We start from the raw sequence: 12,845 nt of genomic DNA on the forward strand, positions 1-12,845 counted from the left end.
ATGGAGAAGACTGTGTACAACTCTTTCCCCCTGCACCCTGAATGCCCCGACCTGCGGCGGCTGGCCGACAACCCGGCCGAGGCGCTGCTGCGGGCGGAGGCCGACCTCGTCGCCGCCGAGAACGCCGCCGAGGCCGACCGCTACCGCACCCTGGAGGATCTGGAGGAGGCCCAGCAGGACGGTCGCGGTGTCACCCGGCGGACCTTCGTCGCCGGTGCGGCGGCCACCGCCACCGCGCTGGCCACCGCCCAGTTCGTCACCACCTCGGCGTCGTTCGCGGCGACCAAGACCGGCACCCTGATCCACGTCTTCCTCTACGGCGGGTTGGACGGGCTGAGCCTGGTCGCACCGGACGGCGACGCGGTGCTCGCCAAGGCCCGCCCCGACCTGCTGCTCGGCAACGACTCGCTGGCCCTGGGCCGCGGCTTCAAGCTGACCAGCGCGTTCAAGCCGCTGGAGCAGTGGCTCAAGGCTGGCCAGTTGGGCTTCATCCCGGCGGTCTCCGACGAGCGGCTGTCGCGCAGCCACTTCCAGGCCGCGGACGCCTGCAACCTGGGCGGGCTGCCGAACGAGACCGGCGGCCGGGGCTGGCTGGACGGCCTGGTCGACAACCTCGGCAAGGGCACCGCCTTCCGGAGCGTCGGCATCGGCAGCACGCTGCCCCGCTCGCTGGTCGGCAACAACGGCGCGCTCTCGCTGAACAACGTCGGCTCGCTGCGGCTCAACGGCGACGAGCGGTTCCGGGCCGCCACCGAGAAGGCGATCAAGGGGCTCTTCACCGGGATCAACCACCCGGTCGAGGAGGCCGTGCAGGAGGGCATGGGCGCGCTGGCCACGGCGCAGAAGCTCGCAGCCAAGCCGTACCAGCCGGCCGCGGGGGTCACGTACGAGGGCGTCGGCAACGCGTTCAAGCAGCTCGCCCAGCTGATCAAGGGTGGCGCCAACGTACGGGTCGCCACCGTCGGCATGGGTGGCTACGACACCCACGAGAACCAGGGCACCCGCGAGGGCGGCCAACTGCACCGCCGGCTGAACGAGCTGGCCAGCGCCATGGCCGCGTTCTTCACCGACCTCGGCCCGCAGGCCGCCGACGTGACGATCATGGTGTCCAGCGAGTTCGGGCGCCGGGTCGGCTCCAACGGCGGCGGCACCGACCACGGGCACGGCGGGGTGGTCACCCTGCTGTCCGGCAAGAAGCTGGCCGGCTCGCTGCTCGGCACCTGGAACGGCCTGGACAAGCTGGATTCCGGTGACGTGCCCGAGTACAACAACATGTTCAACGTCTACGGCGCGGTCGCGCAGGGCCGGTTCGGGCTCACCAACGCGGAGGTGGACAAGGTCTTCCCCCGCCAGAAGTACGCCCCGATGAAGCTGTACGCGTGACGCATTCGCACACCCACGCCGCCGGCCGCCGCACCGGGACCTCGTCCCGGCACGGCGGCCGGACGGCTGAGCCCGTACCCCCGCCGATCCCGGACCGGCGCGGACCCGGCGGGCGGCGGCTGCTGGCCGTGCTGCTCCTGGTCGGCCTGCTCGCCAGCGTGCTGCCGTGGTGGCTGGGCACCCCCGCCGGCTCGTTGAAGACCACCGCGGCCACCGTGACCGCGGCCGGCCGGATCACCGGCCTGGTCGCCGGCTACCTGCTGCTGGTGCAGGTGCTGATGATGAGCCGGCTGCCGGTGCTGGAGCGGTGGATCGGCGGCGAACAACTGGCCCGCTGGCACCGCGACGTCGGTGCGACCCTGCTGGTCGCTGTGCTGGCGCACATGTCGCTGATCCTGGTCGGCTACGCGGACCTGCGTAACCACTCCGTGTTCGCCGAGGTCGGCGTACTGCTCGGCGACTACGAGGACATGGTCTCGGCGTTCGTCGCCACCGGCATCATGATGCTGGTCGGGTTCAGCAGCGTGCGGGCGATCCGGCGGGCGTTGCCCTACGAGCTGTGGCACCTGCTGCACTGGTCCAGCTATCTGATCCTGCTGCTCGGCTTCGGGCACCAGTTCAGCCACGGTGCGCAGCTGTACAAGCCCGGGCCGGTGCGTACCGGCTGGATCGCCCTCTACGTGCTGGTGGTCGCCGCCCTGCTCTGGGGTCGGGTGATCGCGCCGCTGGCGTTCAACCTGCGGTACCGGCTGCGGGTCGCCGACGTGGTCGCGGAGAGCCCGGACACCATCTCCATCTACCTCACCGGTGAGCGGCTGGGCCGGCTGGCGATGCTCGGCGGGCAGTACTTCCGCTGGCGCTTCCTCACCCGCGGCTGCTGGTGGCAGTCGCACCCGTTCTCCGTCTCCGCCGCGGCCAACGGCCGCTGGCTGCGCCTCACCGTCAAGGTGGTCGGCTCGCACACCGCCGACCTGCGCGACCTGGACCCGGGCACCCGGGTCTGGGCGCAGGGCCCGTCGGGCACCTTCACGGCGGCGCACCGGGTCGGCGACCGGGCGCTGCTGATCGCCGGCGGCAGTGGCATCACCCCGATCCGGGCCATGCTGGAGGAGTTGCCGCCGGGCGCCGCGCTGATCTACCGGGCCCGCACCCCGGCCGACGTGCTGCTCAGCTATGAGCTGGACTGGCTGGCCCAGGCCCGGGACACCTCGGTCTGGTACGTCATCGGCTCCCGCGACGACCCCGGCCCCCGCCAGTTGATGAGCCCGGACGGGCTGCGGCAACTGGTGCCCGACGTGGCCCGGCGCGACGTCTACCTGTGCGGGCCGCCCGGGCTGGTCGAGCAGTCGGTGCGCGCGTTGCGCCGGGCCGGCGTCCCCCGCCGGCAGATCCACCTGGCCACCTTCGAGTTGTAGGAAGGCATCCCATGCGTCGCGCGTTCCTCGCGATCACCGGTCTGGCCGCCAGCACCACCGCGCTGGTGGTGCTCAAGGGCTCGCCGGGCACCTCCCAGGTCGCCCAGGACCTGCCTGCCGGCCAGTCGGTCAACCCCACCCCGCAGGGTGTCGACCCGAGCGCCGCCCCGGTGGGCGTCGCACCGACGCCGTCGGTGGCTCCCAACGCGCCGTCGTCGCCCAAGCCGAGCAAGAGCACCGCCCGCCCGTCCGGCACCCGCACCACCGCGAAGGCCCCCACCGCACCGCGGACCACCACCAAGGCGCCGCAGCCGACCACCCGCCGGGTCACCGGGCCGGGCGTGGACAACGAGTACGGGTACGTGCAGGTGCAGATCGTGGTCTCCGGCACCCGGATCATCGAGGCCATCTCGCTGTCGCTGCCCAGCGGGGGCGAGTCCGACATCCACAGCGGCGACGTCCGGGACAGGTACAACGGCACCGGTGGGGAGGTGGTGCAGAAGCAGAGCGCCAACCTCAACACCGTCTCCGGTGCCACCGAGACCAGCAACTCCTACAAGCAGTCGCTGCGAGGCGCGATCGAGGAGGCGTTCTGACGTGCCGGCGACGATGACCCGACCCGGGCTGTGCCAGGTCGAGCAGATCATGGGTACGGCCATCACCCTGGACCTCGCCGACGACCTGCCACCGGCGCGGCTGCGCGAGCTGGCCGACCAGGTCTTCGCCTGGATGCGCGAGGTGGACGCGCGGTTCAGCACGTACCGGACGGACAGCGAGGTGTGCCGCTTCGACCGGGGCGAGGTGCTGCTCTCCGAGGCGTCGGCGGACCTGCGGTTCGTGTTGGAGGCCTGCGCCGACCTGTGGGGCGCCACCGATGGGTTCTTCGACGCGTACGCCACCGGCCGGCTCGACCCGTCCGGGTTCGTCAAGGGCTGGGCGGCACAGGTCGCCTCGGACCGGCTGCTCGCCGCCGGCGCGGCGAACCACTGCGTGAACGCCGGCGGTGACGTGCGGGTACGCGGCTTCTCCCCGTCCGGCGAGCCGTGGCGCATCGGTATTCGGCACCCCTGGGACCCGATGGCGGCCTGCCTGGTGCTGGCCGGGACCGATCTGGCCGTGGCCACGTCCGGGGTCTATGAGCGGGGTCGACACGTGCTGGACCCGCGCCGGGGCGCGCCGGCCGGTGGGCTGCGATCCGTGACCGTGGTCGGCACCGACCTCGGGGTGTCCGACGCCTACGCCACCGCGGCGCTGGCCATGGGGGTCGCCGGGATCGGCTGGCTGGGCCGCCTCCCCGACCACACCCACGCCGTCATCACCGACGATGCCCGCCAGTTCGTCTCCGCCGGCATGCCCCGCACGGACTAGCGGAGCGGGCGGTGGGTGCCAGCGGGACGGGAACCGGTGGGGCGGGGACGGCCGGGGCGCGAGCCGGACGGGCGGGTGCCGGCCCACCGGTGTCGTGGGTGGCTACGCCGGGGCGGTTCGGTGCCGCCGGGATGAGGCGCTCGGTCGTCCGTGGACATCGTTCCCCCGTTCGTGGCGCGCGTTCGCGCCGTCTCACTGTCAACGAGGACCGACGCCTCGGCGACGCTGTCGGTCACCGGATGGAATCGCCCACGGGGGCCGGTTCACATGCCCCGCCGGGGCAGCGGCAGGTGACCGGGGAGCAGGTCGGGGGCGAGGGTCACCCCGGTGGCGCGCAGCGCCTCGATCAGCGTGTTCTGCACGAGGTAGGAATCCGGAAGCTGCCAGCGGGCCTGCTCCGGGGCGACCGCCCAGCGCACCGTCCCCTCTGGCAGCCGGGTGGGCGGTGCCGGGATCCACGACCCCGGCCCGTGCCGGACCACGTGGAAGCAGTGCTCCAGCTCCGGCCGGAGCGGATCGCCGGGGCGGACCAGGAACATCCACCGCCCGGTGGGGGTGACCAGCACCGGTCCGCGTACGCCGGTGCCGGCCGGGTGGGTCTGCACCGCGTCGAGCACGAGCTGGCCGAGGTGGGCGGGCACCTCCAGCACGTCGAAGGCCCGACCGGTCGGCAGCAGCACGCCGTGTGGGCGGGCCCGCCACCAGTTGGCCACCCGGGCCGGGTCGGCGCTGGCCGCCAGCTCCCAGTTCTCCAGGGCGGGATGGCAGCCCACGGTGGGGCAGCCGGCCCGGCCGCACACGAACCGGCTGCGGGCCAGACAGGCCCCCGGGGTGACCTCCCACCCGTGCGCGGCGTACCGCACGGCGACCCGGCGCAGCCGGACTCTTTCCAGCGGCGACAGTTCGGCGACGCGCGGTGCGACGTTCCCCCACATGTTTGCCATCTCCCCTCGTCGGGCCCGGCGAACGCCAGGTCGCATGTCGAGCACCGTCACTGCCGTAACCCACGATCGTTGAGGTTGACGAAACGGCTCGTGCAACTTGCACGAAAAGTACGAGGACTGGCTGTATGGCTGACGCACTAGCTGTGCGACCAGGCAAAACCTAAACATGGATGACTTTCGCCACGCCCGCGGACATCGCCCGGGCCTGATTGGCCGGGGCGGCAGGGGAGGGATGGGGAGATGGACGAGCTACCCGTAGGGCGGCGAGTGGCCTACTGGCGGGGGCGACGCAAGATGTCGCAGCAGGTCTTCGCGGACCGGTTGGGCAAGTCGAAGAGCTGGGTGGACAAGGTCGAGCGGGGCGTCCGTCGGTTGGACAAGTTCTCGGTCCTCTACGAGATCGCCGACATCCTCCAGGTGGACGTGCAACTGCTGATGGGCAAGGACCCGGAGCGGCGCACCGATGCGCTGAACTGCATCGACCAGGTCGAGGTGCAGGAGATCCGGGCGGCGCTGGAGCGGTACGACTCGATGAGCGCGTACTTCGACGCGGCGCCGTACCCGCCGCCGCTGGACGACATGCGCAAGGCCGTCAACCACGCCTGGCTCACCTACCAGTACGGCCGCTACGGGATGCTCACCCGCGCGCTGCCGAAGCTGCTGCGCGACGCCCAGGCGGCCGACGCCAGCTACGGCGGGGAGCAGGCCGCGGAGGCGGCACACCTGCTCGGGCAGGTCTACCAGATCGCCTCCTCGGTGCTGCGCAAGCTCGGCGAGTGCGAGCTGGCCTGGCTGGCCGCGGACCGGTCGATGGCGGTGGCCCAGCGGGCCGATGACCAACTGCTGGCCGGCATCGCCACCACCCGCGTGTGCAACGCCCTGGTCGCGATGGGCCGGGCCCGCCCGGCGCTGGAGCTGAACGTCAACATCGCCAACCGGCTCGCGCCCGGAGGTGGCAACGACGCCTCCCCGGCGCGGCTCTCCGTCTACGGCATGCTGCTGCTCCAGGGCGCCATGGCCGCTTCCCGGATCGGTGACTCGGCCACCGTCGACGACCTGATCAACGGCGCCGAGGAGGCTGCCACCCTGCTCGGCGGCGACCAGAACCACTACTGGACCTCGTTCGGCCCGACCAACGTCGAGCTGCACCGGGCCGCCGCCGCGGTGGAGCTGGGCGACGGGGGTCGGGCGGTGGAGGTGCATCAGTTGCGCATCGTGGAGCCCTCCTTCAACGCGTTGCTGCCCGAACGTCGCGCGCACCACCTGCTCGACATCGCCCGCGGTTTCGCCCAGATGGGCGACGTGGCGAACGCCGGCGAGATGCTGCTGCGCGGCGACCGGCTCGCTCCGTCGGAGATCCGCTGCCGGCCGATCGCGCACGAGGTGATGTCGGACATCCTGCGTCGCACACGTGGTGCGCCGCCTTCTCCGGTAGCGGAGTTGGCTGAGCACATGGGAGTAGGGGTATGAGCGTGGAGCCGGTTTGATGGCCGGTTCACCGCACATCAGCGGGCACCGCGAGGTGCTCTATGTCATCGCCTGCGGTTCGCCGCTGGCCCGGCACGTCGGGCGCCTGGTCGACCTGGCCCAGCAGGATGGTTGGGAGGTGTGCGTGGTCGTCACACCGGACGGCGCCAAGTTCGTCGACAGGCCCGCCCTGGCCCGGCAGACCGGCCACCCGGTGCGGACGCACTACAAGAACCCCGGTGATCCGGACGTGCTGCCGCCCGCCGACGCGATGATCGTCTGCCCCGCCACCGTGAACACGGTCAACAAGTGGGCGGCCGGGATCGCCGACACGTTGGCGCTCGGGTTGCTGGTCGAGGCGCAGGGCAAGGGCCTTCCCATCGTGGCGGTGCCGTACACCAACGCCGCGATGGCCGCCCACCCGGCGTTCCGGGCCGGCATCGCCCGGCTGGCCGAGTGGGGCGTCACGGTGCTCTTCGTTGATCACGTGGTCGCCCTGCATCCGCCGGGTACCGGCGAGCAGCACCTGCACGCGTTCCCCTGGTCGATGCCGCTGACCACGCTGCGCGCCATCTCCTGGAGCGCCGCCTAGCGGTCAGACCGCCCGCCCGGCCCGCCACCCGACCGGCGAGGCCGGGCCGGGCGTCGCCGCCCGATGGCCTCCGCGCCGGTAAGCTGGCCCGCCGTGAGCGTATGCGGATCCACCCCCACGGTGACCGACGTGGTGGCCGAGCTGGAACGGCGCTACCCGCCGGTCTGGGCGGAGGAGTGGGACCGGGTGGGCCTGGTGCTCGGCGAGCCGTCCGCCCCGGTCCGTCGGGTGCTCTGCGTGGTCGATGTGGTGCCGGAGACGGTCGCCGAGGCGCTGGCCGCCGGCGTCGACATGATCGTTGCGCACCACCCGCTGCTGCTGCGCGGGGTCTCCTCGGTCGCCCCGACGACGTTCAAGGGGCGGATCATCCACCAGCTGATCCGGGCTGGGGTGGCGCTCTACGTGGCGCACACCAACGCCGACGTGGCGTCCCCGGGGGTCTCGGACGCCCTCGCCGCCCGGTTCGGGCTGACCGGCCTGCGGCCGCTGCAGCGGCCCGCGCCCGGGTCGCCCGCGCACGGCGACGACCGGGGCATCGGTCGGATCGGCGAGCTGCCCCGTCCGATGACGCTCGCCGAGCTGACCCGGCACGCCGCCGCCGTGCTCCCCGTCACGTCCTGGGGAGTTCGCGCCGCGGGGGATCCCGGGCGTATGGTTCGTACCCTCGCCGTCAGCGGCGGGTCGGGGGACAGTTTCCTCGGCGCCGCGACCGCCGCCGGGGTGGACGCGTTCCTCACCGCCGATCTGCGGCACCACCCGGCAAGCGAGCACCTCGCCGCCGACGGTCCCGCCCTGATCGACGCCGCCCACTGGGCGACCGAACGACCGTGGCTGGACGATCTGGCAGCCCTCCTGCGGGAGGCGCCGGGCGTCGAGACGCTGGTGTCCGACCTGGATACCGACCCGTGGACCGTACACGCCGCCGCACCCGCTGTGGACGACAAGGAGCCCGACCGTGAAGGCTGACCCCCAGGTGCAGCGCCGCCTGCTCGACCTCCAGGCGATCGACACCAACCTCGCCCAGCTCGCCCACCGCCGGCGTTCGCTGCCGGAGCGGGCCGAGCTGGAGGCGCAGGCCCGGGAGCTGTCGTCGCTGGAGGACGAGCGGGTCCGCGCCCAGGTGGCGGTCGACGACCTGGACCGGGACATCGCCCGGTTGGAGAAGGACGTCGAGCAGGTTCGGGCCCGCAAGGAGAAGGACCAGAACCGGCTGGCCGCGGGCACCGGCCCGGCCCGGGAGCTGGAGGCGCTCCAGCACGAGCTGGTCTCGCTGAACCGGCGCCAGGGCGACCTGGAGGACGCCGAGCTGGAGCTGATGGAGCAGCGGGAGACCGCGCAAAGCGTGCTGGACGGCGTGGAGCAGCGGCTGGCCGACACCCGGGAGAAGCGGGCCGCCACCGAGAAGCGCCGGGACGACGCGCTGGCCGAGATCGCCAAGGAGGAGGAGTTCAAGCGGGGGGCCCGTCAGCCGCTCGCCGACGACCTCCCAGGCGAACTGATCACCCTCTACGACAAGATCCGCCAGGACACCGGCCTGGGCGCGGCGCTGCTCACGGCGGGCCGCTGCGGCGGCTGCCGGTTGGAGCTCTCCGGCGCCGACCTGGCCCGGATCCGCAAGACCGCCCCGGACGACGTGGTCCGCTGCGAGGACTGCCGACGGATCATGGTCCGCACCAACGAGTCGGGTCTGTAGGTCGTGGCGCCGCGCGTGGTCGTCGTCGAGGCCGACGGCGGGTCCCGGGGCAACCCGGGCCCGGCCGGCTACGGCGCGGTGGTGCGTGACGCGGAGACCAACGAGGTGCTCGCCGAACGCTCCGAGTCGCTCGGTACGGCGACCAACAACGTCGCCGAGTACCAGGGGCTGATCGCCGGGCTGACGGCCGCCGCCGAGCTGGGTGCCGCCGAGGTGGACGTCCGGATGGACTCCAAGCTGGTGGTCGAGCAGATGTGCGGCCGGTGGCAGATCAAGCATCCCGGTCTGCGACCGCTCGCCGCCCAGGCGGCCGGGCTGGTGGGCCGGTTCGCCGCGGTCCGGTTCGCCTGGATCCCGCGCGAGCAGAACCGGCACGCCGACGCGCTGGCCAACGCCGCGATGGACGCCGCCGCCGGCCGGCCCGCGGTGGCAACCGCCGCCCCGGTCGCCGGCAGCGACCCGGCGACCGCACCGGCCTCCTGGGAGCCGCGACCGAGCTTCACCGCCACCCGGCTGATCCTGGTCCGGCACGGCGAGACCGCGTACACCGAGCAGCGGCGCTACTCCGGCCGCGGCGACGTGCCGCTCTCCGAGCGCGGCCGGGCCCAGGCCGGGGCCACCGCCGCCCGGGTGGCCGCGCTGGCCCCGTCCGTCGCGGCTGTGCTCAGCTCACCGCTGTCCCGGTGTACGCAGACCGCGGCGGCGATCGCCGGGGCGCTCGGTGACGTGCCGGTCCGCACCGAGGACGACCTGATCGAGTGCGACTTCGGGGACTGGGAGGGGCGCACCTTCGCCGAGGTGCGCCAGCAGTGGCCGGGGGAGATGGACGCCTGGCTCGCCTCCCCCCGGATCGCCCCGCCGGGTGGCGAGTCGTTCACCCACGTGGCCGAGCGCTGTCACCGGGTCATCGCCGGGCTGCTCCAGGCGTACCCCGCTGAGACCGTGGTGGTCGTCTCGCACGTCTCGCCGATCAAGCTGATGCTGCGCGACGCGCTCGCGGCCGGCGACGGTTTCCTGCACCGGCTCTTCCTGGGCGCGGCCGGCATCTCGGTGCTCGACATGTGGCCCGACGGCGGCGTCGCGGTGCGCACGGTCAACGACACCGCACACCTCGCCACGATCGACTAATTCCCACCTGTCGGGAGGGTTTTAGCTCGGCGGCTCCAACCAGTGTGGAAACTGTTGACAGTGGATGCCGCCCGGCTCAAGATCGGTTTCGTGCGAAGCGTTCATCTGACGAAGCGGGGTCACATCGACCTCCTGCGCGTCGCCAGCGCCGCCTGTCGACGCTCCATCTGACGCCGGGTTCCTCCCTTCCTCGCACGCTGCAGGCGTTTCCCTTCACCGCTGGTCTCCGGCCCCGCGGCGCGTCCGCCTGCGCGTACCTCCCGACAGGAGATCCGTCCATGTTGTCCACGAGACGTTTACCCCGGCTCACCGCGACAGTGGTGAGCGCCGCGCTGCTCGCCACCGTGGCCCTGACCGGGCCGGCGTCCGCCACCGCGCTGCCCACCGTGCCGCCGCGCGCCGTCGACCTCTCCGACGTCCGGGGCTACCCCCGGCAGAGCACCCTCCCGCTCTGGCCGGACAACCCGGCCGACGCGTCCATCCCGATCGGCGTCCTCCCGTACGACGAGATCGCGCCGAAGCTGAACGCCCTCCAGCGGACCAGCGACCGGGTCTCCGCCCGGGTCGCCGGGAAGTCCGCCGGCGGCTACGACCTGTACGCGGTCACCGTGACCGCGCCGGAGAGCCGTGCCGAGGCCCGGCAGCAGGAGACCTGGAAGCGGCTCATCGAGGACGAGCCGGCCCGGGCGCAGCGGGACCGGAAGCTGCTCGCCGGCTACAAGACCCCGCTCTTCGTCAACGCCAACATCCACGGCAACGAGTGGGAGGGCACCGACGCGGCGCTGCGGGTCATCGAGGACCTCGCCACCGACCGCAGCCCCGAGGTGGCCGCGCTGCTGCGGCGCAACCGGCTGGTCTTCAACATCACCTCCAACCCGGACGGCCGGGTGGCCGGCACCCGGGCCAACGCGGCGGGCTACGACCTCAACCGCGACCTGACCATCGTCGCGCAGCCCGAGACCAACCTCATCCGCGACCTGATCATCGACACCAAGCCGATCATCACGCTGGACCTGCACGGGTACGTCAACCCGACCCTGCTGCACCCCAGCACCCCGCCGCACAACGTCAACAACGAGTACGACCTGTACATCAAGCACGGCCTGCCGAACGCCCTGGCGATCGAGCAGGGCCTGCGCGGTCTGGGTTACGCCGAGACCCAGCGGGCCCGGATCCCGTTCCGTGACGACGAGCCGGGCGTGTGGGACGACTTCCCGCCGATCTACGTGCCGTCGTTCGCCATGCTGCAGAGCAGCATCCCGTACACCATCGAGGCGCCGCTGAACCCGCGCGGAAGCACGCTCACCCCCGCCGAGCGGGTCCGTCGGTCCGGCATCAACACCGACGTGCACGAGGTGGCGATCCGCACCTCGCTGCGCTACATCCAGGACCACCGGGCCGAGGTGCTGCACGACCAGGCCGAGGTCTACCGCCGTGGCCTGGCCGGTGAGCCGCTGCGCGACATCCCCGACGGCTACGTGCCGGGCTGGGGCCCGGAGGACAACTACAACACCACGTTCCCCCGCTCGTACGTGATCCCGACCGGCACCGGGCAGCGCTCCGAGCCGGCCGCGGCCCGTCTGGTCGACCTACTGATCGGCAGCGGTGGCCGGGTGTGGCGGGCGAAGAAGGCGTTCACCGCCGGCGGCAAGAGCTACCAAGCCGGCTCGTACGTCGTCGACATGCACCAGCCCAAGCGCGGCCTGGTCAATTCGCTGCTCGAACCGGGCGCGGACATCACCGACCGGGTGGACGACCTCTACGCCGGCCCGGCCGCCTGGAGCCAGGGGCTGACCTGGGGCGCCACCGTGGACGTCCTGTGGAACACCCTGCCCGGGGTACGCCTGGAGCGGACCTACGATGGGCGGGCCGAGGGCACGCTGCCCGCCGGCCGGTCCGACCTGCGCCTGGACCTGCGGGACGCCGCCGACCTGCTCGCGGTGAACTCGCTGCTGGCCAAGGGCGTCGTGGTGTACCGGCTCGCGGACGGGTCGGTGGTCGTCCCCGCCACCCCGGCCAACCGCAAGCTGGCCCGCGCCGAGGTGCAGGCCCGCGCCGTCAGCTTCGAACCGGCGCCCAGGGGTTGGCGGGGCACCCCGCTGGACCGGGTCGTGGTCGGCTACCTCGGCTCGGTCGAGGAGCGGGACACCCTCGCCGACCTGGGATTCGAGGCGCGTGCGGTGACCGCCGCGACGTTGGCCGGCACGCTGACCGAGGACGTCGACGTGCTGCTGGTCGCCGACAACGTCAACCTGGCGAACCTGACCGCCGAGAACCGGGCCGCCCTGGACGGCTTCCTTGCCCGGGGCGGCGGAGTGGTCGGCCTGGGCACCGCCGGGGCGTCCTTCGGTAACGCCGCCGCGCTGCTGACCGTGACCGCCACCGCGGCGCCCAGCCTGGCCAGCGGGGTGGCCAACATCGTGAACAACGGGGGACCGGTCACCACCTCGGCCATCCCGCACGCGTTCATCAGCCAGCCCGTCTGGTTCACCAACCTCGGCGCCAACGTCGAGGTCGAGCAGTCGTACGCCGCTGACCCGCTGCTGTCCGGCTGGTGGGCCACCGACGGCGCCAACGGGCAGGCTGCGGCCGCCAACCAGGCCAGCATCGTGCGGGGCGTCTCCGCCGCCGGAAACGGCGTGGTGCTGTTCGGCACCGACCCGACGTTCCGCCTGCACCCCAAGGGCCTTCAGTCGCAACTCGGCCGGGCCCTGCTCTGGGCGGCCCGGCGGTGACCCCGACCGGGTGAGCTGACGACCGGCCGATGTGGGGCCCGGGTGCCGACCGCACCCGGGCCTCACGCCGTCGCCGGGCCCGCCAGTTCGGTCCGTCACCGGGTACTCCGGTTGATGCCG

General features: G+C 72.7%; 12 protein-coding genes. 11 read left to right on the forward strand and 1 reads right to left on the reverse strand.

Going from position 1 to position 12,845, the window contains the following annotated elements; all coding sequences use genetic code 11:
- From ABZV00_RS27485 to ABZV00_RS27500, 4 genes are read left to right on the forward strand one after another with little or no spacing between them, the layout of a single operon-like run.
- The gene (locus tag ABZV00_RS27485) at window positions 1-1,383 is read left to right on the forward strand and encodes a DUF1501 domain-containing protein (RefSeq protein WP_328419042.1); all 1,383 of its coding nucleotides are present in this window, start codon (window positions 1-3) and stop codon (window positions 1,381-1,383) included.
- Entirely contained in the window at window positions 1,380-2,798 is a 1,419-nt protein-coding gene (locus ABZV00_RS27490; RefSeq protein ID WP_355611105.1) for a ferredoxin reductase family protein, read from the forward strand. The genes ABZV00_RS27485 and ABZV00_RS27490 overlap by 4 nt, the downstream gene beginning before the upstream one ends.
- Window positions 2,799-2,809: 11 nt before the next feature.
- The gene (locus ABZV00_RS27495; RefSeq protein WP_355611108.1) at window positions 2,810-3,394 is read left to right on the forward strand and encodes an FMN-binding protein; all 585 of its coding nucleotides are present in this window, start codon (window positions 2,810-2,812) and stop codon (window positions 3,392-3,394) included.
- Between the two features lie 49 nt (window positions 3,395-3,443).
- Window positions 3,444-4,166 (forward strand): FAD:protein FMN transferase, encoded by a 723-nt coding sequence (locus ABZV00_RS27500; RefSeq protein ID WP_355611206.1) that lies wholly within the window; start codon window positions 3,444-3,446, stop codon window positions 4,164-4,166.
- Window positions 4,167-4,429: 263 nt separating this feature from the next.
- On the opposite strand, the gene ABZV00_RS27505 is transcribed toward ABZV00_RS27500, so the two are convergent.
- Window positions 4,430-5,101, reverse strand: coding sequence for a bifunctional DNA primase/polymerase (locus tag ABZV00_RS27505; protein WP_328426819.1), 672 nt, complete (start codon window positions 5,099-5,101; stop codon window positions 4,430-4,432).
- A 249-nt stretch (window positions 5,102-5,350) separates the two neighbouring features.
- On the opposite strand from ABZV00_RS27505, the gene ABZV00_RS27510 reads away from it, so the two are divergent.
- The 7 genes from ABZV00_RS27510 to ABZV00_RS27540 all read left to right on the forward strand — a co-directional run bounded on the left by ABZV00_RS27510 (window position 5,351) and on the right by ABZV00_RS27540 (window position 12,725).
- Entirely contained in the window at window positions 5,351-6,580 is a 1,230-nt protein-coding gene (locus ABZV00_RS27510) for a helix-turn-helix domain-containing protein (protein ID WP_328419039.1), read from the forward strand.
- Between the two features lie 16 nt (window positions 6,581-6,596).
- Complete coding sequence (locus ABZV00_RS27515; protein ID WP_355611111.1) at window positions 6,597-7,169, forward strand: flavoprotein; 573 nt, start codon at window positions 6,597-6,599, stop codon at window positions 7,167-7,169.
- A gap of 129 nt (window positions 7,170-7,298) precedes the next feature.
- A complete protein-coding gene (locus ABZV00_RS27520) occupies window positions 7,299-8,135 on the forward strand; it encodes a Nif3-like dinuclear metal center hexameric protein (protein ID WP_328426817.1) in 837 nt (278 codons plus the stop codon).
- The gene (locus tag ABZV00_RS27525; protein ID WP_328419037.1) at window positions 8,125-8,862 is read left to right on the forward strand and encodes a C4-type zinc ribbon domain-containing protein; all 738 of its coding nucleotides are present in this window, start codon (window positions 8,125-8,127) and stop codon (window positions 8,860-8,862) included. Before ABZV00_RS27520 ends, ABZV00_RS27525 begins: the two co-directional genes overlap by 11 nt.
- Before the next feature lie 3 nt (window positions 8,863-8,865).
- A complete protein-coding gene (locus ABZV00_RS27530) occupies window positions 8,866-9,990 on the forward strand; it encodes a bifunctional RNase H/acid phosphatase (RefSeq protein ID WP_355611114.1) in 1,125 nt (374 codons plus the stop codon).
- A 90-nt stretch (window positions 9,991-10,080) separates the two neighbouring features.
- Window positions 10,081-10,161, forward strand: coding sequence for a putative leader peptide (locus ABZV00_RS27535; protein ID WP_350874228.1), 81 nt, complete (start codon window positions 10,081-10,083; stop codon window positions 10,159-10,161).
- Window positions 10,162-10,268: 107 nt separating this feature from the next.
- A complete protein-coding gene (locus ABZV00_RS27540) occupies window positions 10,269-12,725 on the forward strand; it encodes a M14 family zinc carboxypeptidase (RefSeq protein WP_355611117.1) in 2,457 nt (818 codons plus the stop codon).
- The last annotated feature ends 120 nt before the right edge of the window (window positions 12,726-12,845 follow it).

Origin of the sequence: Micromonospora sp. NPDC005173, assembly GCF_040608515.1 — a bacterium.
GTDB lineage: Bacteria > Actinomycetota > Actinomycetes > Mycobacteriales > Micromonosporaceae > Micromonospora.